Here is a 20,416-nt window from a genome sequence, read left to right on the forward strand (position 1 = left end):
CGTTAGTGGCCCAAGGAGAATCTCGCCATGCGAACCAAAGCTGTTTTTTTGTGGACCCTGCTGGCCAGCGCACTTGCATTGAGCGCCGGGGCTGCCCGTGCGGTGGATGACCCCCCGGGGCGGGTGGGCCGCTTGGCCGAGACCAAGGGCCAGGTCTGGTTGCTGGAGCGGGGCCAGAAGGAATGGACCTCTGCGGTGTTGAACCGGCCCTTGACCAGCGGTGAGCGCTTGGCCACCGATGCCAACGGCCGCTTGGTGGTGCAGGTGGGTTCGTCCACCATCCGGATGGATGAGCGCACCGACCTGGAAGTGCTGCGCCTGGATGATGAGCGGGTAGAGCTGTTGGTGCGCTCGGGCGCAGTCACCCTGCGCGTGCGCGAGCAAGAAGTGGTGGACGAGCTGCAGTTGCAGACTACCGTGGGGCGGTTTTCGCCCCGCACCACCGGGCTGTACCGCGTGGATCACTCAGACCGTGGCAGCTTTGCGGCGGTTTACAGCGGTGAGATGCGCTTTGACGCCCGTGACAGCCTCCTCACGCTGAGCAACGGCCAGCGCGCCGAGTTCTGGGTGGACCAGCGCAGCCAAGCCACCCACTACAGCTGGGCCACTTTGCCCAATGACGATCTGGAGCGCTGGGCCCGGGCTGAGGATCTGCGCCCCAGCCCGGCTTATGCCAATCGCCCTGCCGTGGGCGAGATGACAGGCATTGATGACCTGGATCGCCACGGTCGCTGGGACCGACACCCCGAGTTCGGCACGATCTGGATCCCCACCACGGTGCGCTCGGGCTGGGCGCCGTATCGCGATGGCCGCTGGAGCTGGGTCGCCCCCTGGGGCTGGACCTGGGTGGACAACGCGCCTTGGGGCTTTGCACCATTCCACTATGGCCGTTGGGCCTTTTGGGGAGGCTCTTGGGTTTGGGTGCCGGGCACTTATGTGCGCAGGCCGGTTTATGCACCCGCCATGGTGGCTTGGGTGGGCGGCTCTCACCTGAGCGTTAGCCTCAGCATTGGCCCCAGCGTGGGTTGGGTGCCGCTGGCACCGCGTGAGTACTACCAGCCTTACTACGGCTACACGCCGCGCTATGGGCATGCCATCAACAGCCCCTATGTGCCCAACCCCACGCGGCCGGTGCCGCCGCCGGGGCAGCCGGTGATGTACACCAACCAGGGTGTGGCCGGGGGCGTCTCGGTGGTGCCTAGCAATGCCTTGGCTGCGCATCAACCGGGCAGTGTGGCACCTCGGCCCGCCGAAGAGGTGATGCGTGGCCGTGGCCGCCCGGGCGACAGCCCGCAGTGGGTGACGGTGGCGCCGCCGACACCGGCCGGGCTGTCGCCAGCGGCTGCGCAAGTGACGGCTGTGAGCCAGCCGTCGGGCCGCCCAGCCGTGAACGTGGCACCCACAGCGCCTGGGGCCGTCACGCTGCGCCCCATCGGCGGGACTGGCGGCCCGGCCCAGGTCGGCCCTGCTGCGCCAGTGTCGGTTCAGCCTGCTGGCGCGGTGGCTCTGCCTGGCACGGCCCCTCAGCCGGTGACAGTGGCGCCCGCCAGTGTGCCGTCCCAAGGTGTCTTGGCACCTTTTGCCCGGGTCGGCACGCCGCAGTCGCCGAGCTCGTCGCAGCTCATCCGTCCGCCCTATGAAGCCCAGGGTGAGCGTGGCTTGAATGCACCAGAGCGAGCCATGCAGGCCAGCGAGCGCAATTACAACGGCTCGGTGCGTTTGGAGCCACCACGCGGAACTGCGCCTGTGCAAGTGGTGCAACCCACGCCGTCGCCCGTGCCCACTCCGATCACAGCGCCAAACCCGCAGGTGCAGCGCTCGCCCATCACCCTGGAAGCTCCTCGCCAAGACACGGTGCGCAGCGAACCGCCACGCGTGGCAGTGCCACCCAGGGTGGTTGAAATGCCCCGCGTGGAGACCCAGCGTGTGAGCCCACCCATGCCCGCCCCCGAGTCGCGGCCTATGCCGGTGCAGCCGCGTCCTGCTGAGGTGCAGATGGTTCGTCCGCCAGAGCCGCGCCCTGTGCCGGTGGCACCTGCGGTGAATGGCAACCCGAATAACCGTGAGCAGCCGCGCCGCCAAGAAGAAAAAGAGCAGGGCCCACGGCGAGGTAACCAGCTGAACTAAGCGCGCTTGGCGTTGCTGCAAACGACAAACCCGGCCTTGGCCGGGTTTATTTTTGCCTGTGCAAGCGCGTTCAGGCTTGCGCTGGTTCAGTGTCTCAAATCGCCGCTGTGCGCTCCATCAACCAAGCCAGCGCGGCGCGGTCCGCCGGGGCTTGCAGGCGCGGCGCCAGGCGCTCGCGCACTGTGGCGTGGTACTTGTTGAGCCAAGCGATCTCATCGGCGCGCATCAGGCTCATGTCAATACAGCGGGTGTCGATGGGGCAGAGCGTGAGGGTTTCAAACTCCAGGAACTCGCCAAACTCGCTGCCGGGCGCTTCGACGTTGAGCACCAGGTTCTCAATGCGCACACCCCAGCGGCCCGGCTTGTAGAGGCCGGGCTCGATGGAGGTGATCATGCCGGGCAGCATGGCCATGTGGGCGTCGGGAATGGCCTTGCTGATGCTCTGCGGGCCTTCATGCACGTTCAAGAAGTAGCCCACACCGTGGCCGGTGCCGTGGCCATATTCCAGGCTCTCGGCCCACAGGGGCGCGCGGGCCAGGCTGTCGAGCATGGGCGAGGGCGTGCCTTTGGGGAAGCGGGCGCGGCTCAGGTTGAGCGTGCCCTTGAGCACCAAGGTGAAGTCGCGGCGGTGCTCTGCGGTGATGGTGCCGACGGGCCAGACGCGGGTGATGTCGGTGGTGCCGCCCAGGTACTGGCCGCCGGAGTCGATCAAGAGCAGGCCGTTGCCCTCAATGACCGAGTGCAACTCGGGCAAAGCGCGGTAATGCGGCATCGCGCCATTGGGGTTGAAGCCCGCAATGGTGGGGAAGGACAGGCCCACAAAGCCAGGGCGGCGGGCGCGCTCGGCGCTGAGCTTTTCGTCGATGGTGATCTCGGTGATGCGCTCGCCGCTCGCCTTGGCCTGTTCAAACCAGGCGTAGAAGTGGCACATGGCCACGCCGTCTTCGGCCATGGCTTCACGGATGTGGGCCGCCTCTTGCGCCGTCTTGCGGCTCTTGGCCAAGGTGCTGGGGTTGATGGCCTCGATCAGCGTCACACCTTGGGCGGCGGCTTCGCGCAGGCCCAGGGTGACACGGCGGGGGTCAACCAGCAGCTTGGCGTCGCGCGGCAGCGCGGCCAGGCCGCTGGCGGCTTGGCCGTAGTCGGCCAGGGTGATGCCCTCGGTCGCCAACTGGGCGGCCAAGGCGGCAGGCACTTTGCCCGCACCCACATAGAGGGTGGCGCCAGCGGGTGCGATCAGCAGGTGGGCCAAAAAGACGGGGTTGTAGTCGACGTCCGAACCCCGCAGGTTGGTGATCCAAGCGATGTCGTCCACCGTCGAGACAAAGTGGTGGGTGGCGCCATGCTGCGCCATGCCTGCGCGCACGATGTCCAGCTTGGCTGCGCGGCTCATCGGGGCATAGGGGGCGGCATGGTCATAAATGGGCGCGGCGGGCAGGGCGGGGCGCTCGTCCCAGGCGCTTGCCAGCGGGTCCAGGTCGGTGCGCAGCACAATGCCCGCGCGGTCGGTGGCGGCGCGCAGTTGCTGTGCGGCGGCCAGGCCCAGCACCTTGCCATCCACACCCAGGGTGTCGCCTGTTTTGAGGTGGCTGGCGATCCAATCCAGGTGGTGTACGGCAGCACCCGTGGGGATCTTGACCAGCTCAATGCCGCTGCCCTGCAACTCGCGCTCGGCTTGCTCCCAATAGCGGCCATCGGCAAACAGGGCGGCGTCCGTCAGCGTCACCACCAAGGTGCCGGCCGAGCCGGTGAAGCCCGAAAACCACTCACGCCCTTGCCAGTGGCCGGGCAGGTATTCGGAGAGATGGGGGTCGCTGGAGGGCACCAGCACGCCGTGCAGGTGGTGGGCTTGCAGGGCCTCGCGCAGGCGGGCAATGCGAAGGCGGGCGGGGGCGGTGCGGGTGTCCATGGTCAGGCTTCCGTTGGGCCACCGCCTTGGGTGAAAGCGGGTGGCAGGTGTGCGGGTGAAGCGCGGATTCTAGGAGCAGCGGCGCCAGCGCGGGGGTGCAAATAGGGGAGACCCTAGCCGCAGCGCTGCGCCTTGCACGGCGCTCTGCCTAACTTCAATCACAGGTCCGTCCGCAGATCCCAAATCTCCGGGAACAGCACCACGTCCAGCATCTTGCGCAAGTAGCTCACACCGCCCGTGCCACCCGTGCCGCGTTTGATGCCGATGATGCGCTGCACCGTGGTGAGGTGGCGGAAGCGCCAGAGGCGGAAGGCGTCTTCCAAATCAGTCAGCTCCTCCCCCAGTTGGTACAGGTCCCAATGAGTCTGCGGGTTGCGGTAGACCTGCAGCCAGGCGGCCTCTACTGCGGGGCTTGCGCTGTAGGGCTGGGTCCAGTCGCGCTCGGTGTGGCTCTGGGGCACCGCGATGCCACGGCGGGCCAGCAGGCGCAGGGCTTCGTCATACAGCGACGGCGTGCGCCAGGCTTGCTCCACCGGGGCTAAAAGGTCGGGCCGATGCGCATGGGGCTTGAGCATGGCGGCGTTCTTGTTACCCAGGCTGAACTCAATGCAGCGGTATTGCCAGCTCTGAAAGCCACTGCTTTGCGCCAGATAGGGCCGAATGGCCGAGTACTCGGGCGGGGTCATGGTGGCCAGCACGTCCCAGGCGTGGACGAGCTGCTCCATGATCTTGGAGACGCGGGCCAGCATCTTGAAGGCGGGGGGCAGCTCGTCTTGAGCCAGGTGGCTGACGGCGGCACGCAGCTCGTGCAGCATCAGCTTCATCCACAACTCACTCGTTTGGTGCTGCACGATGAACAGCATCTCGTTGTGGTCGGGCGAGAGCGGGTGCTGGGCGCTGAGCACCTCGTCCAAGTGAAGGTAATCGCCATAGGTCATGCTGCTCGAAAAGTCGAGCTGCGCACCTTCTTCATGGACGATGGCTTCGGCGCCGGTGGGCTCGGCGTCGGGGGCGCTGTGAGGGGCGTGATAGGGGCAGGTCATAGGGCGGCTCCTTCAGGTCACAGCGGCTTTTTGGTTGAAGCGCGCTTCGCGCCATTCGCCGCTGTCCAGCACAGTGGCCAAGGCGGTGACGGCGTCAAACACGTCCTCAAAGCGCACATACAGCGGGGTGAAGCCAAAGCGCAGCAGGTCGGGCTCGGCGGCGGTGCCGTCACCGGCACGGAAGTCGCCAATCACGCCTCGGGCGATCAGCGCTTGCATCACTGCATAGCCGTTTCGCGGGCAGGCCAGCGAGACCTGGCTGCCGCGCTCGCCATGGGTGGCGGGCGTGACGACGGGCAGGCTGTGGGCCGCGCAGCGCTCGCGCACCTGGGCAATGAACAGGTCGGTCAATTGCAGCGACTTGGCCCGCAGTGCGGCCATGCCGCCGTGGGGCTCGGCCGCCAGAAGGGTGTCTACACCGCACTCCAGGGCCGACATGGCCAGCACGGCAGGCGTGCCGCACAAGTAGCGCGAGATGCCTTGTGCGGGCGCGTACTGGGTGTCAAAAGTGAAGGGGTGGGCATGGCCCATCCAGCCGGAGAGCGGCTGCCAGAAGCGGTCGGCATGGCGCGCATGGGCCCACACAAAGGCGGGGGCGCCCGGGCCGCCGTTCAAGTATTTGTAGCCGCAGCCAATGGCGAAGTCGGCTTGGGCGGCATTCAGGTCGACGGGCACGGCACCGGCGGAGTGCGCCAGGTCCCACACCGTCAGCGCACCCACGGCATGGGCCTGGGCGGTGACAGCGGCCATGTCGAACATGCGGCCGCTGCGGTAGTTCACATGGGTGAGCATCAGCACGGCCACGTCGGCCGTCAGGTCTTGGCTCAGTTGTTCGGCCGTGGTCAGCTTGAGCGTCATGCCGTGCTGGGCGGCCAGGCTTTGCGCAATGTAGAGGTCGGTGGGGAAGTTGCTGCGCTCGGACAGAATGACTTTGCGCTCTGGGTGATCTGCCCGCGCCAGACTGAGGGCTGCACTGAGTACTTTGTAGAGGTTGATGGAGGTGGAGTCCGCCACCACCAACTCGCCGGGCTGCGCACCCACCAGCCGGCCGACCTTGTCGCCCACGCGCTGCGGCAGGGTGATCCAGCCGGCAGTGTTCCAGCTGCGGATCAGGCCCTCGCCCCATTCTTTCTGGATGACCTCGGCCACGCGGTGGCCGGTGCTGCGTGGCAGCACGCCCAGAGAGTTGCCGTCCAGGTAGTTCACGCCGTCGGGCAGTTGGAATTGCTCGCGCAACGCGGCCAGGGGGTCTGCGGCGTCCAGGGCCAGGCAGTCTTGTCGAGTCAGGGTCATGGTTGTGTTCTCAAGGAAGTTAGGAAGACCGCCACAGAGGCACAGAGACACAGAGGAAAAACAAAAAATGAAGTTTTCTCTGTGTCTCCGTGTCTCTGTGGCGGTATTGAAGGGTTCAGGCCAGCCGCCGCAGCACCGCCCGCACAGGTGAGGCGTCGGCTTCCATCAATTTCAACGGTAGGGCGATCAGTTCGTAGTCCCCCTCGGCCACCTCGTCCAGCAGCAGGTTTTCCAGCACCCGCAGGCCGCGCTGGCGCAGCACTTGGTGGCTGGGCAAGGTCTTGCTGTCGGCGGGGTCTACGCTCGCCGAGTCAATGCCCACCAGCAGCACGCCGGCATCGGCCAGGGCGGTGATGGTCTCGGGCGCAAAGGCGGGCAGGGCGGTGTCGAAGTGGTCTTGTGGCTGGCGGATGTAGCTGCGCACCAGCACGCGTGGCGGCAGGTTGCCCCAAGCGTGCTGCAGGTGCTGAGGCTCGATCAGCGGGCCGCAGCCCATCACGTGGATGACGCGGCACAGCCCGAGGTAGGGCGTGAGGCTCACCTGGCCGATGGACTGACCCTGCGGGTCGTAGTGCAGCGGCGCATCCGCATGGGCGCCCACATGCGGCGATAGGGTGAGGCTGGCCACATTCACCGGGCAACCCGGCGAAACAGTGGCACCCCATTGCTGCTGGTAGGCGGTGTCGCCAGGGAACACCGGCGAGCCGGTGCGCACCGGTGGGCTGATGTCAATTAGTTGACAACTAAAGTATTTGTCCATGGGCGCGAAGTTAGCGCCAATGGCGGGGATGTGGTGTCGGTTGCCGCCAACACCCAGGGAAAACCCCGGGCTTCGACGTGGCCGGATCAGCCAGATCAGCCGGGTAGTGGGGGCATGCCGTGGCGTCGACGTGCGCGGGCGCAGGCCTCGTCGCCACGCCCCAAGGGCGAGAGCGCGCCAAACTCGCGGCAAGGGCCAGGGCGCCACTCGTAGATGCCGCATTGGGCATTGACCCCCACCTGGCCCGTCAGCGCAGCACAGCGGGGCAGTGCATGGTCGGTGCCGCGCATGCGGCAGGTCCAGTCCGTCAGCTCCACGGTCAGGCCGTCGGGCACGCTGCCGCCTTCGCTGAGCAACTCTTGCCGCGCAAAGTCCACCCGGAAGCTGGCGCAACAGGCGCCGCAACCCACGCAGGGGTTGTCCGTCATGGCAAGGCGCCCAGGGCGGTCATTGCCCCGCGTCCTCCGTGGGGGCGCTGGCGCGCACCACGGTCACGGTGCAGTCGCTTTCAGCCACGACTTGCGAGGACACGCTGCCCAAGTAGCGGCGCAGCGTCGACTGGCCGCGTGCGCCCATCACGATGTGGTCGACCTGGTTACGCCGGGCGAACTCCACAATCGCCGAGGCCGCGTCGGGCGCCTCCAGCACGTGGAAAGTCAAGCGGCCGTCTTGCAGATTGAGGGACTTGCTGATGGGCCGCGCCCAGTGCTTCAGGCTGATCAGTTGCTTGACGTGCACGCTCTGGCCTTTTTCGTCGGTCAGCTCGTCCATGCCAATGCGGGCAATTTTCATCACGCTGACGCAGGCCAGCCGAGCGCCGGGCTCGGTCAGCACGATGCGGCTGACGGTCTCGCGCAGTTTTTCGATCAGCTCTGGCGCAGCGTTTTCCACGTCCACCGCCGCCATGATGATGGGGTTCTGGTTGACCACCTGGGTGGCGCTGATGCCCCGGGTCTCGGGCTCGGAGCCAATCGCGAAGAACCAACGCTTGAGGCGGGTGAGCGCGCCGCTGCGCGTCATGCGCTCGGCACGCTTGGTCAGCGGGATCTGAGTCGGGTCTTGCAGGGCCAGTGACAACTGCGCGGCGCTTTGATAGCGGTGCTCGGGCTTGACCTCCAGGCACTTGAGGATGACCTCTTGCAGCCAGGGCGGGCAGTCTGGGCGGATGGCGCGGGGCGGCACGGCCTCGACAAACAAGCGCTTGCGCAAGCCATGCACCGAGTTGGGCGCGCCAAAAGGCCGCTCGCCGGTGGTCAGGTGATAGAGCATCACGCCCAAGGCGAAGAGGTCTGAGCGCGGATCGTTGCGCACAAACTGTACCTGCTCGGGCGACATATAAGGCCCGGTGCCCATGGGCAGGGTGAACTCTTCGTCCAGCAGGTCGGGCAGGTGGTCGTGGCGCGACAGACCGAAGTCGATCAGCACGGCGGTGCCGTCCGGCCGAAAGAGGATGTTGCTGGGCTTGATGTCCAGGTGCACCACATGCTGGCGGTGCAACTCGTGCAGGGCGGCGGCCACGCGCGAGCCCAACTCCACCACTTCGTCCAGCGACAGCGGGGCCTCATCCAAGCGCGGCCTGAGGCTGGCGCCGGGGATGTGCTCCATCACGATGAAAGGCTGGCGGGTGAAGTCGCCCTTGGCCACGAACTTGGGCACATGCGGCCCGCTGAGCGTGGGCATGATCATGCGCTCGACCTCGAAGCCCACGATGGTGGCCGGGTCCTCGCCGCCCTTGATGCGCGGGACCTTCATGATGAGCGGCATGCCCGGCGTGACCTTGGCCGCCAGCTTGGCGCCTTGCGGCGTGTCAGGCATGAGGGAGACCCGCCACAGCGTGGCCATGCCGCCCTGGTGCAGGCGCTCTTCGAGCTTGAAGCCGTCGATCTCTTGGCCTGCTTCCAGCGGGTTCAGCCCGACCTCGGCGGCATTGCTGCCGAAGCCGGTGAAGCTGTTACTGTCCATGCGCCAGTCGCTCCGCCAGTCGAATAGGGAGGCCGGCCTCGCGGATCTTGGCACCTGCCAGTTCGTAGTCGTATGGCACGCGTTGGAAGGTCAGCGTTTGCTCATCGGTGTCGAAGATGGCGTAGCAGGCGGCGGGGTTGCCGTCTCGCGGTTGGCCCGCCGAGCCCGGCACGATCAGCCATTGGCGCAGAGAGGGAATCGGGATCTCGATGCCGGGTGTGGGGACGAAATCGCCCGCCTTGCCGGTGCCAGAGAGGTGGAAGAGCTTGGGCTCGTGCATGTGACCGCAGAAGGTGTAGTGGCAGGTCGTGGCATGCAGGCTGCGCACCGCCTCGATGCGGCCTTGGATGTATTCCCACTCGGCCGGCGCAAAGGCGTTGGCATGCACAAACAGCATGTCACCGTCAGTCTTGGAGAGTGGCAGGCCTTGCAACCAAGCGAGTTGATCCGCATCAAGTTGCGACCGGGTCCACTCCAGCACGATGCGCGCTTCCGGCCGCATATTGGGTGAGGGCGCTTCGGCCACCCCCGCGTCATGGTTGCCGCCCACCGCAATGGCACCGTCGGCGATGTAGCGGCGCACGGTGTCCACCACCCAGCCGGGGTCTGCGCCATAGCCGACGTAGTCGCCCAAAAAGGCAAAGCGCTCGGCGCCTTGCTCATGAGCGTGCTGGAGCACGGCCTCAACCGCTTCGCGGTTGGCGTGCAGGTCGGTGATCACCGCCAACTTCATGGTGCTTGTCTCCTGCGGGCGCTCTGAGTCACCCGTCTATCGTGATCGAACAGTCTGCAGGCCCTTGCGGGCCTGGGCCTCGGTGTTCAGCCGATGCGGCCGAGCGAGAGGTACTCCATGAGTGCTTTTTGCACGTGCATTCTGTTCTCCGCTTCGTCCCAGACGACGGATTGGGGGCCGTCGATGACCTCGGCGCTGACTTCTTCGCCACGGTGGGCGGGCAGGCAGTGCATGAACAGGGCGTCGGGCTGGGCCTGGGCCATCATGTCGGTGTCCACGCACCAGTCGGCGAAGGCCTTGAGGCGAGCCTCGTTCTCGGCCTCGTAGCCCATGCTGGTCCAGACGTCGGTGGTCACCAAGTGGGCGCCCCGGCAGGCCTCGACGGGGTCTTTGAAGACCTTGTAGCAGGCGCTGTTGCTGATGCCAGCGACGGTGGCGTCCACCTCATAGCCGCCGGGCGTGCTGACATGCACGGTGAAGCCCAAGACTTCAGCTGCCTGCAGCCAGGTGTTGGCCATGTTGTTGCCGTCGCCCACCCAAGCCACCACCTTGCCCTTGAGGCAGTCGAGGTCGTAACCCTTGGCGTTCAGGGGCGCACGGTGCTCTAGGTAGGTGAAGAGGTCGGCGAGGATCTGGCAGGGGTGGAACTCGTTGGTCAGGCCGTTGATGACGGGCACGCGCGAGTGCGCGGCAAAGCGCTCGATCTTGGTCTGCTCGAAGGTGCGGATCATCACGATGTCGACCATACGGCTGATCACGCGGGCGCTGTCTTCAATGGGCTCGGCGCGGCCCAGTTGGCTGTCGCCGGTGGTCAGGTGTACCACCGAGCCGCCCATTTGGTACATGCCGGCTTCAAAGCTCACGCGGGTGCGGGTGGAGGCCTTCTCGAAGATCATGGCCAGGGTGCGATCCACCAGGGGCTGGTACTTCTCGTAGTTCTTGAAGCGTTGCTTGATGATGCGCGCACGCTCAAACAGATAGGCGTATTCCTCGGCCCGGAGATCCTTGAATTGCAGATAGTGTTTCATGAGGCTCATTCCCGGTTTCATGCGCTGGGCTCGGCGAGGAAGGTCTTGATGAGGGGGGCCAGAATGCGGACGATCTCGTCGGCTTCGTCGCGGCTCAGGATCAGCGGCGGCACCATGCGCACCACCGTGTCGGCTGTCACCGACAGCAGCAAACCCGCTTCCATGGCGCGGGTCAGGATCACCCCGCAAGGGCGGTCCAACTCAATGCCCAGCATCAGGCCTTGGCCTCGGATCTCCTTGACACCCGCCACGCCTGCCAGCTCGCGCGCCAAGCTGGCGCTGAGGTGCGCGCCGATCTCGGCCGCATGGGCCATCAAGCCTTCGGCCTGCATGACCTCTAGCGTGGTGATGCCCGCCCGCATGGCCAAGGGGTTGCCACCAAAGGTGGTGCCGTGGTTGCCCGGGCCCAGAATGGTCTTGGCCTTGGGGCCCACCACCACCGCGCCGATGGGCACGCCCGAGCCCAGGCCCTTGGCCAGGGGCATCACGTCCGGCTTGATGCCGGCCCACTGGTGGGCAAACCATTGGCCGGTGCGGCCGATGCCGCATTGCACTTCATCGAGCATCAGCAGCAGGTTGTGCGCATCGCACAAGGCGCGCAAGCCCTGCAAAAACTCGATGCGAGCCGGCACCACGCCGCCTTCGCCTTGAATGGTCTCCAAGAAGATGGCGGTTAAATTGGGGTGGCTGGCAATGGCTTGGCGCACGGCTTCAAGATCGTTCAGCGGCACGCGCACAAAGCCCTCGACCAAGGGGCCAAAACCCGCTTGCACCTTGGGGTTGGCGGTGGCCGACAGTGTGGCGATAGAGCGGCCATGGAAGGCTTTCTCAAACACCATGACTTCCGGGCGATCAATTCCACGGTCATGCCCGGCCTTGCGGGCGATCTTCAGGGCGGCTTCATTGGCCTCTAGTCCTGAGTTGCAGAAGAATACGGCCTCCAGGCCAGACAGCTCGCAGAGCTTGGCGGCCAGCTGCTCTTGCAGCGGGCTTTGGTAGTAGTTGGAGCAGTGGATCATCTGCCCGACCTGCGCCTGCAAGGCCGCCACCAGCTTAGGGTGGGCATGGCCCAGGGTGTTGACGGCAATGCCGCCCAAGGCGTCCAAGTAACGTCGGCCCTCGGTGTCCCACACTCGGCAGCCCAAGCCATGCGACAGCGCAATGGGGAGGCGACCATAAGTGTTCATCACGTGGGACATGTCGGTAGACATTAACGATCTCCAAAAAGTTGAGGAAAGAAGTGGGCGACAAAAAAGCAATGGGCGGGTGCGTTTTCTCAAGCCGAACAGGCCGAAAGTCGCACCAGCCCACGCTTTGATTCTAAAGCGGTGCCCTGTGCGGCCGAAGAGCAAGGCTTCGGTCACCTTGAATGATCTCCATGCTTGCTGCGGTGCAACAACTCCAAGGCACAATAGCGACACCGTCACCCTGCGCCACCCATGCGCATCAGGCGACAGCGCCATGCCAGCTTTTATCGGTAGTATCCGCGCCCGTACCTGTCAACTCGAACCACAAGTCAGTGTCCAAGCCCAGCGAACTCTTTATCCAGGGAATCACCCAGGATGGCCGAACCTTCCGACCCAGCGATTGGGCGGAGCGCTTGGCGGGTGCCATGTCGTGCTTTCGCCCCGGCGGCACACAAGGTGGCATCGGCGCCTACATTGGCTACTCGCCTTACTGCGTACCCCGTGTCATCAATGGCGTGAAGTGCGTCATCGTCAACGAGGCGCTCAAGGGCATTGAGCCCATGGCCTGGGACTTTGTGATGAACTTTGCCCGCGACAACGGCCTGCAAGTGGTGGAGGCCTGCTACTTGCCGGAGCAGCCTAGTTCTTGAGCCTCCCGGCTCATTGAGTACAGAACTCAGGAACTCAGAAATGAAAAGGCCCCGCTGTGCAGGGCCTTTCTCTTTCCACCTGGGGGTTTCGATTAGGCGGCGAGCGCCTTAACTTTGGCCGACAGGCGGCTCTTGTGGCGTGCTGCCTTGTTCTTGTGGAAGATGCCCTTGTCAGCGATCGAATCGATCACGCCTTGGGCTGTCTTGAACATTTCAGCTGCAACAGACTTGTCACCCTTGGCGACGGCCTTGAGCACGTTCTTGATGGAGGTGCGGAACTTGGAGCGCAGCGAAGAGTTCGCTTCGTTCAATTTGACGTCCTGGCGGGCGCGCTTGCGGCCCGAGGCCAGGCGCACTGTGCGCTTCTTGGCTTTGGAAGAGGTGGCCATACTGTATGGTTGTCCAGGTGGTAAAGACTGTCGAGTATAGCAGTTATTTCAATAACTTGGCAATCCGGCCCTGAGCCGGTGCTCTAGAGTTACCGACCTCCTCAGCCGAGGAATTTGGCCAAGCTGTGCAACTGGCCGGTGTCCAAGTAACGCTTTCTATAATCAGTCGCTCCTGGCGTGCAGCCTCTTGCGCGCCCGTTTCGCCCTGCTTCCGTTTCGCTGTGCGCTGCCGCGCGGCCTATATATGAATCTGCTCAAGGCCGCTTCGACCGTTTCACTCTGGACCATGTTGTCCCGCATCACGGGCTTGGTGCGTGACCAGCTCATTGCTGCAGCATTTGGTGCCTCGGCGATCACCGACGCCTTCAACGTTGCTTTTCGCATTCCCAATTTGCTGCGGCGTTTGTTTGGCGAAGGCGCCTTTTCGGCTGCCTTTGTGCCGCTGCTGGCGGCCACTCGGGCGAGTGAGGGCGACGAAGTCACCCGCAGCTTGATCGACGCCGTGGCCACCGTGCTGTTTTGGTGCCTGCTGGCGACCTGTGTGCTGGGTGTGGCGGGGGCGCCCATCATCGTGTGGATGTTCGGGGCAGGGCTTAAAGAGATGGACTTGGCGGTGCTGATGACCCGCTGGATGTTCCCCTACATCGGGTTCATGTCGCTGGTGGCTCTCTCTGCGGGGGTGTTGAACACCTGGAAGAAGTTTGCCGTGCCTGCGGCCACACCCGTCTTGTTGAACGTGGCCATGATCGGCGCATCGCTCTGGATAGCACCGCTGCTGCAGCGCTATGGCTTTGCGCCGATTCATGCCTTGTCGGCGGGGGTCTTGATAGGCGGTGCGCTGCAGTTGGGTATCCAGATTCCGGCTTTGCGCCGCATTGGCTGCTTGCCCCGCATTGGGTTGAGCTGGCGTGCCATCAGTGCCGCTTGGCACCACCCGGGTGTTCGTCGGGTGCTGGCGCAGATGGGGCCTGCCTTGCTGGGAGTGTCGGTGGCGCAGATCTCGCTGCTGATCAACACCCAGATTGCCTCGCACCTGGGGGAAGGGGCTGTCTCTTGGTTGTTCTATGCCGACCGTTTGATGGAATTGCCCACTGCCATTTTGGGCGTGGCCTTGGGCGTGGTGCTGATCCCGGGCCTTTCTGCCCTGCAGGCCAAGGGTGACCACGAAGGCTATTCAGCCCACCTGGATTGGGGCTTGCGCATGGTCGCCCTGCTGGCGCTGCCCTGTGCGGTGGCCTTGCTGCTGATGGCCCAGCCTCTGATTGCGGTCTTGTTCCACAACGGCAAATTCAGTGCCGAGGCGGTGACCATGTCGGCTCTGGCCCTGCAGTCCTACGGCGTGGGTTTGATGGGGATTGTGGGCGTCAAAGTGCTGGCGCCCGGCTTTTTTGCCAAGCAGGACATGCGCACGCCGGTGCGCATTGCGATGGTGGTGCTGGTGGCGACGCAGTTGATGAACATTGCCTTTGTGCCCTGGCTGGGCCATGCGGGCTTGGCCTTGTCCATCGGCCTGGGTGCCACTTTGAATGCGCTGTGGCTGTTCATGGGCTTGCGCCGCCAGGGCTTGTATGCGCCGCTGCCGGGTTGGGGCGTGTTTGGCTTGCGCCTGCTGCTGGCCAATGGTTTGATGGGGGCGGGCCTGTGGTGGGCCGTGGCCCAGTTCGACTGGATTGCGCTGCAGGCTGACCGCTTGGCACGCGCGGGCTGGCTGGCGCTGATCATCGCGACGGCCATTGCGGCCTACTTTGCGGTCTTGCGCATGACAGGCCTGAATCTGCGCAGTTTTGTCCGCCGGGGCTGAAAGCTCGCGCGCGGGCCTCTACACTTGCAGTCATGACTTCGCGTTGGGCTCCCGCGTCGACCAGTGCTTTTGAGTACTTTGCTGCCTTGGTGGCAGAGGACGATCACTTTCCGCTGCTGGAAGCCGCTGCCGCCGTGGGCCTGGACGACGACCCGGTGCTGGATGTCGAGGCGGTGTTGGCCGAGGTGGAGGGCCTGGCTGAGCGCCTGCGGCTGCGGCTGCCCCAAGACGCCGGGGCGGTGCAGCGTTTGCGTGCCTTGAACCGCTATTTCTTCAAGGAGTTGGGCTTCTCGGGTAATGTCAATGACTACTACGCCGCCGAGAACAGCCTGATCCATCGTGTCTTGAGCACCCGGCGCGGCATTCCCATTTCACTGGCCTTGCTCTATATGGAATTGGCCCAGCACATTGGGCTCAAGGCCTATGGGGTGTCATTTCCAGGCCACTTTTTGGTCAAGCTGCGGCTGCCTGCAGGGGAGGTGGTGATGGACCCCTTCACTGGCCGCTCCCTGAGCCGTGAAGCCCTGGAAGAACGTCTGGAGCCCTTCCGCCAACGCCAAGGCCTGGTCGGCGACTTTGAAGCGCCGCTGGGGCTGTTTTTGCAGTCTACTGAGCCGCGCTACATCCTGGCGCGTCTGCTGGGCAACCTCAAAGCCCTGTATCGCGAACGGCAAGACTGGCCGCGCTTGCTGGCCATCCAAGAGCGTCTGGTGGCCCTCTTGCCCGAGGCCTGGGAAGAGCGGCGCGACCGTGGCTTGGTGTTGGCTGAGTTGGGCCTGGACGAACCCGCAGAGTCAGATTTGAGCGCATATTTGGCGCAACGGCCCGATGCTGCCGACGCGCCTTTGCTGCAAGCTCGCCTCGACGTATTGCGCAGCAGTCCACGGCCCTTGCTGCATTAATGCGCCCGAGGGCTCTAGGGTCAGCACCTACAATCTCAGCGTTCCTGAAACCCTTTTCATCGCCCCTAGGCGCCTCTCGATTGCATGACACCTACCCCTGACCAGCGCCAAATGTTCCGCTGGCTGCTGATTGCAGCCACGCTCATGGGCGTGGTGTGGCTGTTGGCGCCGGTGTTGACCCCCTTCATCGTGGCCGCTGTGCTGGCCTATGCCCTACACCCAGCGGTCGAGGCCTTGGTGGCGCGCCGCCTGCCGCGCACCTTGTCGGTGACGCTGGTGGTGTTGCTGGCGCTGCTGGGCGTGCTGTCGCTGTTCTTGCTCATCATTCCCATCCTCTCCAAAGAGATTCCGCTGCTCAAAGCGCAGATTCCGCTCTTGGCTGAACGGCTGAATCAGCACCTGACGCCGGTGCTGGCTCAACTCGGTATTCAAGTCCAGTTGGACGTCGCAGGCATCAAGGCCATGGCGCTGAAGTTCTTTGATGGCAACCTGGAAGATGGCCTGGCCACCTTGCTCAGTTCGGCCCGCATTGGCGGCAGCGTGGTGCTGTCGCTGCTGGGCAACTTGGTGCTGGTGCCGATGGTGCTGTTCTACCTGCTGCTCGATTGGTCCCACACCATGGAGCGGCTGCGCCGCTTTGTGCCCCCACGCTTTCAGGCCCGCACTGAGGCCTTTTTGGCCGAGTGCGACGACGTGCTGGGCCAATATCTGCGGGGCCAGTTGGCCGTGATGTTGGCGCTCGCGGTCTATTACACCGTGGCCCTGAGGATGGCTGGTTTTGAGTTGGCACTGCCCGTGGGCATCTTCACCGGGCTGGCCATCTTCATCCCCTACCTGGGTTTTGGCCTAGGTGCGGTGTTGGCCTTGTTGGCTGGCTTGCTCCAGTTCACCGGTTGGTGGGGTGTGGGCGCGGTCGCCGTCATCTACGGCCTGGGCCAGGTGCTGGAGAGCTTTGTGTTGACGCCACGTTTGGTGGGCGAACGCATTGGCCTGAGCCCCTTGGCCGTGATTTTTGCCTTGCTGGCCTTCGGACACTTGTTTGGCTTTGTCGGCGTGCTGATCGCCTTGCCGGTGTCGGCCGTGCTGCTGGTGGCGCTGCGCCGCGTCAAGGTGACTTATCTGAACAGCGAGCTGTACCGCGGATGAAACAACTGCCGCTGGACATGGGCTTGGGCGCAGAGCCGAGCTTTGAGACTTTTGTGCCGGGCCATAACGCGATGGCCGTGGCTGCGCTGCGTCACTGGTCCGCCCCCTCGGCGCCGCTGTATCTGCACGGGCCGGAGGGCTCGGGCAAGACGCATTTGTTGTCGGCACTGGCGGCCCAGGTGCGTAGCCAGGGCGGTCGCTGCGGCTGGTTTAAAGCGCAAGATCCGCTGCCATGGGCCTTTGATGAAGGCTGGACGCTGATCGTCATCGAAGGCGCAGAGCAACTGGACGCCGCGCGTCAGCACGCTGCCTTCACGCTGTTTGTCGAGGCCGCCACCCATGGCATTCAGATGGCCTGCTCGGGCAGCCTGCCACCGGTGGATTTGCCGGTACGCGAGGACCTGCGCTCACGCTTCGGATGGGGGCCGGTCTATGCGCTGCAGCCCTTGGACGAGGCTGCGACGCGCTCAGCCTTGCGGCGCGAGGCCGACCGCCGTGGGCTGTGGTTATCGGACGAGGTGATGGAGCATTTGATGACGCGCTTCTCGCGCGATTTGTCGTCGCAAATGGCCTTGCTGCAGCGCTTGGATCATTTCTCGCTGGCCGAAAAGCGGGCTGTCACCGTGCCGCTGCTGAAGAAGATGGTTGCTGAAGAAGGAATGTGTTGAGCATGGCCCAAACCTTGGCACTTTTTGATTTGGACGGCACCTTGCTGCCCGGCGATTCTGACCATGCCTTTGGCGCCTTCATGGTGACCTTGGGCTGGGCCGATGCCGAGGTGTGGCAGCGGCGCAATGATGAGTTCTACGCCCAGTACCAAGCCGGGCGTCTTGACCTGGCCGAGTACATCGCCTTCGCCACCTCGGTGTGGCGCGACCGCCCGCCCGAGGAGGCCGCCGCTGCGCATGCGCGCTATATGCGCGAAGTGATTGAGCCCATGATGCATGACAGCGCGCGCCAACTTGTGCGTCAGCACCTGCAGGCCGGCCACCTGTGCGCCATGGTGACGGCCACCAACGAGTTTGTCACTCGCCCGATTGCTGCCGCCTTTGAGCTTCCCCATATTTTGGCCGTTAACCTGCAGCGCGATGCCCAAGGCCGGGTCACCGGCGCCATTGAGGGCGTTCCCACGTATCAGGCGGGCAAGATTGATCGCGTAGAGGCCTGGCTGGCCGAGCAAGGCTTGAGCCTTGAAACTTTCGACGACGTGGTGTTCTACAGCGACTCCACCAACGACCTGCCCCTGCTGGAGCGTGTGCGCACGCCCATCGCCACCAACCCCACCCCAGCACTGGCAGCCATTGCCCGCGAACGCGGCTGGCGCATCCTGAACCTCTTCAACACATGATCCGCAAATTCATCAGCAAGCTGCTGGGCAAATCTGACGGCGACGCCTCAGAACCCAAGAGTGGCAAAGCCGCCCGCATTCCCCTGGGCAAACGCGTCGAGTTTGGGCCGGCCGAACATGGCATTGACCCGAGCTTGCTCGACGAGCGGGCCATTCGCGTGGTCACCACTTTGCAAGACGCGGGCTATGAGGCCTATGTGGTGGGTGGTGCGGTGCGTGACCTGCTGGTGCATCGCCGCCCCAAAGACTTTGACGTGGCCACGAATGCCACGCCGGAGCAGGTCAAGGGCCTGTTCCGCCGCGCTTTCATCATCGGGCGGCGCTTTCGCATTGTTCACGTCATCCATGGCCGTGGCCGCGACCACGAGGTCATCGAAGTCTCCACCTTCCGGGCCTACCTCGACGCGAGTGCCGCCGAGCAAGTGCCGGGCAACGAGAAGACCTCCAAGGCCGCTATTGCCGACAAAAGCCATGTGGTGGATGCCAGCGGGCGCGTGTTGCGCGACAACGTCTGGGGCCCGCAGATCGAAGACGCAGCGCGCCGCGACTTCACCGTCAACGCCATGTATTACGACCCTCGCACCCAAACGGTGGTCGACTACCACGGTGGCTTGAAGGACGCCAAAGCCAAGCTGCTGCGCATGATCGGCGACCCGCTGACCCGCTATCGCGAAGACCCGGTCCGCATCTTGCGCGTGGTCCGTTTTGCGGCGAAGCTGGGTTTTGCCATTGAGCCGAAAACGCAGAAGCCATTGCGTGAAACAGCGGCTCTGCTGGCCAATGTGCCGGCCTCTCGCCTGTTTGACGAGATGATGAAGCTGCTGCAAACCGGCCATGCCCTGGCCAGCTTGGCACAGCTCAAGGCCCAGGATTTGGAGCGCGGCATCTTCCCGGTGCTCGATTCCGTTTTCAGTCGCACCGAAGAAGGCGGCCCGCGCCAGAAGTTCATCGAGTTGGCCCTCAATGACACCGACCGCCGTGTGGGCGAGGGCAAGCCTGTGGCACCCAGCTTCATGCTGGCCTGCATGTTGTGGCACGACGTGCAAAACGCCTGGGCCGACCTGAAGGCCAAGGGCGAGCACCCTACGCCTGCGCTGCAGCAGGCCATTGACAGCGTGTTTGACGCGCGCATTGGCGACATTTCCGGCCGCGGCAAGTTGGCGGCTGATATGCGCGAGATCTGGATGATGCAGCCGCGCTTCGACCGCCGTACCGGATCTTCCGCTTACTCCTTGGTCGAGCAGCCGCGCTTCCGGGCGGGTTTCGACTTTTTGCGCTTGCGCGCCGATGTGGGCGAGGCCTCGCCCGAATTGGCTGAGTGGTGGGAAGACTTCTCTTTGGGCAGTGACGCCGAGCGTGAAGCCCTGGTCGAGGCTGCCCGCGAGAGCAGCCGCGCCCCCGGTGCGCGCAGCAAGCGCACTGGCCCCAAGCCCGACGGTGCGGCGCCGCGCTCGGCGCCTCGCCCGCCCAAGGACACGGCCGACGCCGCTGCCGAGCAAGAGGGCGACGAGGAGGCCGATGATGGCGCGCCAGACGCGGGTGGCGCTGAGGCGCCGCGCAAACGCCGCCGCCGTCGTCGCAAGCCGTCTGGGGCGCGTGGCGCCGCGCCAGCGGCGGGCGGGCAGGGCGGTGATGGCGGCGCTGGCGCCTGACCATGCGCTGATTGGCCTGGGGGCCAATTTAGGCGATGCCGTGGGCGCTGTTCGCAGTGCCGCCCAAGCGCTGGGGCATTTGCCTCAAACCCGGCTCTTGGCCTGCTCGCCGCTCTATCGCAGTGCGCCTTGGCAGGCCCAAGGTCCAGACTTCATCAATGCCGTCGCGTGGCTGCAAACCGGCCTCCAAGCGTTGGAACTGCTCGATGCCGTGCAGGCGCTGGAGCTGCAGCACGGCCGGGAGCGCCCTTATCCCAACGCACCGCGCACACTGGACCTGGATGTGCTGATGATGGGCGAGCTGCAACTACACACGCCGCGCCTGACCCTGCCACATCCGCGCATGCATTTGCGTGCCTTTGTGCTGCGGCCCTTGCAGGACCTGCTGCCCGGCTTGCTGATTCCTGGTCTGAGCCCCACTGACACCGTCAGCACCTGGGTCACCACCACGGCAGACCAAGCCATCGCCCCTTTGACCTGAGAGGA

General features: G+C 64.8%; 19 protein-coding genes. 9 read left to right on the forward strand and 10 right to left on the reverse strand.

Annotation, left to right across the window (positions count from 1 at the left end; all coding sequences use genetic code 11):
- Positions 1–27: 27 nt before the first annotated feature.
- On the forward strand, positions 28–2,127 hold the full coding sequence (locus ACIQ3Q_RS09720; protein WP_396268876.1) for a DUF6600 domain-containing protein: 2,100 nt from the start codon (positions 28–30) through the stop codon (positions 2,125–2,127).
- 94 nt (positions 2,128–2,221) lie between these two features.
- On the opposite strand, the gene ACIQ3Q_RS09725 is transcribed toward ACIQ3Q_RS09720, so the two are convergent.
- The 9 genes from ACIQ3Q_RS09725 to ACIQ3Q_RS09765 all read right to left on the reverse strand — a co-directional run bounded on the left by ACIQ3Q_RS09725 (position 2,222) and on the right by ACIQ3Q_RS09765 (position 12,066).
- Positions 2,222–4,036, reverse strand: coding sequence for an aminopeptidase P family protein (locus ACIQ3Q_RS09725; protein ID WP_396268877.1), 1,815 nt, complete (start codon positions 4,034–4,036; stop codon positions 2,222–2,224).
- A 158-nt stretch (positions 4,037–4,194) separates the two neighbouring features.
- Positions 4,195–5,079 (reverse strand): tryptophan 2,3-dioxygenase, encoded by an 885-nt coding sequence (kynA, locus tag ACIQ3Q_RS09730; RefSeq protein ID WP_396268878.1) that lies wholly within the window; start codon positions 5,077–5,079, stop codon positions 4,195–4,197.
- A gap of 12 nt (positions 5,080–5,091) precedes the next feature.
- Positions 5,092–6,372: a kynureninase gene (kynU, locus tag ACIQ3Q_RS09735; RefSeq protein ID WP_396268879.1), complete on the reverse strand. Its 1,281-nt coding sequence runs from the start codon at positions 6,370–6,372 to the stop codon at positions 5,092–5,094.
- 115 nt (positions 6,373–6,487) lie between these two features.
- Entirely contained in the window at positions 6,488–7,132 is a 645-nt protein-coding gene (gene kynB, locus ACIQ3Q_RS09740) for an arylformamidase (protein WP_396268880.1), read from the reverse strand.
- A gap of 95 nt (positions 7,133–7,227) precedes the next feature.
- Entirely contained in the window at positions 7,228–7,560 is a 333-nt protein-coding gene (locus ACIQ3Q_RS09745) for a YkgJ family cysteine cluster protein (RefSeq protein ID WP_396268881.1), read from the reverse strand.
- Positions 7,561–7,579: 19 nt separating this feature from the next.
- Positions 7,580–9,094 (reverse strand): protein kinase, encoded by a 1,515-nt coding sequence (locus ACIQ3Q_RS09750; RefSeq protein ID WP_396268882.1) that lies wholly within the window; start codon positions 9,092–9,094, stop codon positions 7,580–7,582.
- On the reverse strand, positions 9,084–9,827 hold the full coding sequence (locus tag ACIQ3Q_RS09755) for a metallophosphoesterase family protein (RefSeq protein ID WP_396268883.1): 744 nt from the start codon (positions 9,825–9,827) through the stop codon (positions 9,084–9,086). The genes ACIQ3Q_RS09750 and ACIQ3Q_RS09755 overlap by 11 nt, the downstream gene beginning before the upstream one ends.
- Positions 9,828–9,913: 86 nt before the next feature.
- The gene (gene argF, locus ACIQ3Q_RS09760; RefSeq protein WP_396268884.1) at positions 9,914–10,876 is read right to left on the reverse strand and encodes an ornithine carbamoyltransferase; all 963 of its coding nucleotides are present in this window, start codon (positions 10,874–10,876) and stop codon (positions 9,914–9,916) included.
- On the reverse strand, positions 10,873–12,066 hold the full coding sequence (locus ACIQ3Q_RS09765) for an aspartate aminotransferase family protein (protein ID WP_396268885.1): 1,194 nt from the start codon (positions 12,064–12,066) through the stop codon (positions 10,873–10,875). The genes argF and ACIQ3Q_RS09765 overlap by 4 nt, the downstream gene beginning before the upstream one ends.
- Positions 12,067–12,374: 308 nt before the next feature.
- On the opposite strand from ACIQ3Q_RS09765, the gene ACIQ3Q_RS09770 reads away from it, so the two are divergent.
- On the forward strand, positions 12,375–12,692 hold the full coding sequence (locus ACIQ3Q_RS09770; RefSeq protein ID WP_396268886.1) for a DUF3579 domain-containing protein: 318 nt from the start codon (positions 12,375–12,377) through the stop codon (positions 12,690–12,692).
- Positions 12,693–12,784: 92 nt separating this feature from the next.
- Here ACIQ3Q_RS09770 and rpsT read toward each other — a convergent pair whose 3' ends face one another.
- On the reverse strand, positions 12,785–13,081 hold the full coding sequence (rpsT, locus tag ACIQ3Q_RS09775) for a 30S ribosomal protein S20 (protein WP_396268887.1): 297 nt from the start codon (positions 13,079–13,081) through the stop codon (positions 12,785–12,787).
- A gap of 244 nt (positions 13,082–13,325) precedes the next feature.
- On the opposite strand from rpsT, the gene murJ reads away from it, so the two are divergent.
- The 7 genes from murJ (at position 13,326) to folK (ending at position 20,411) form a co-directional block, all read left to right on the forward strand.
- Positions 13,326–14,882: a murein biosynthesis integral membrane protein MurJ gene (gene murJ, locus ACIQ3Q_RS09780; RefSeq protein WP_396268888.1), complete on the forward strand. Its 1,557-nt coding sequence runs from the start codon at positions 13,326–13,328 to the stop codon at positions 14,880–14,882.
- 32 nt (positions 14,883–14,914) lie between these two features.
- The gene (locus ACIQ3Q_RS09785) at positions 14,915–15,784 is read left to right on the forward strand and encodes a SirB1 family protein (protein ID WP_396268889.1); all 870 of its coding nucleotides are present in this window, start codon (positions 14,915–14,917) and stop codon (positions 15,782–15,784) included.
- An 84-nt stretch (positions 15,785–15,868) separates the two neighbouring features.
- Entirely contained in the window at positions 15,869–16,930 is a 1,062-nt protein-coding gene (locus ACIQ3Q_RS09790) for an AI-2E family transporter (RefSeq protein ID WP_396268890.1), read from the forward strand.
- Positions 16,927–17,598, forward strand: a complete 672-nt coding sequence (gene hda, locus ACIQ3Q_RS09795; protein WP_396268891.1) for a DnaA regulatory inactivator Hda — start codon at positions 16,927–16,929, stop codon at positions 17,596–17,598. The genes ACIQ3Q_RS09790 and hda overlap by 4 nt, the downstream gene beginning before the upstream one ends.
- 2 nt (positions 17,599–17,600) lie before the next feature.
- Positions 17,601–18,278, forward strand: a complete 678-nt coding sequence (locus tag ACIQ3Q_RS09800; protein ID WP_396268911.1) for an HAD family hydrolase — start codon at positions 17,601–17,603, stop codon at positions 18,276–18,278.
- Complete coding sequence (pcnB, locus tag ACIQ3Q_RS09805; protein ID WP_396268892.1) at positions 18,275–19,930, forward strand: polynucleotide adenylyltransferase PcnB; 1,656 nt, start codon at positions 18,275–18,277, stop codon at positions 19,928–19,930. The genes ACIQ3Q_RS09800 and pcnB overlap by 4 nt, the downstream gene beginning before the upstream one ends.
- The gene (folK, locus tag ACIQ3Q_RS09810) at positions 19,911–20,411 is read left to right on the forward strand and encodes a 2-amino-4-hydroxy-6-hydroxymethyldihydropteridine diphosphokinase (protein WP_396268893.1); all 501 of its coding nucleotides are present in this window, start codon (positions 19,911–19,913) and stop codon (positions 20,409–20,411) included. The genes pcnB and folK overlap by 20 nt, the downstream gene beginning before the upstream one ends.
- Positions 20,412–20,416 lie beyond the last annotated feature (5 nt).

The sequence above is a fragment of the Ideonella sp. genome (assembly GCF_044358605.1).
Classification (GTDB): domain Bacteria; phylum Pseudomonadota; class Gammaproteobacteria; order Burkholderiales; family Burkholderiaceae_C; genus Ideonella.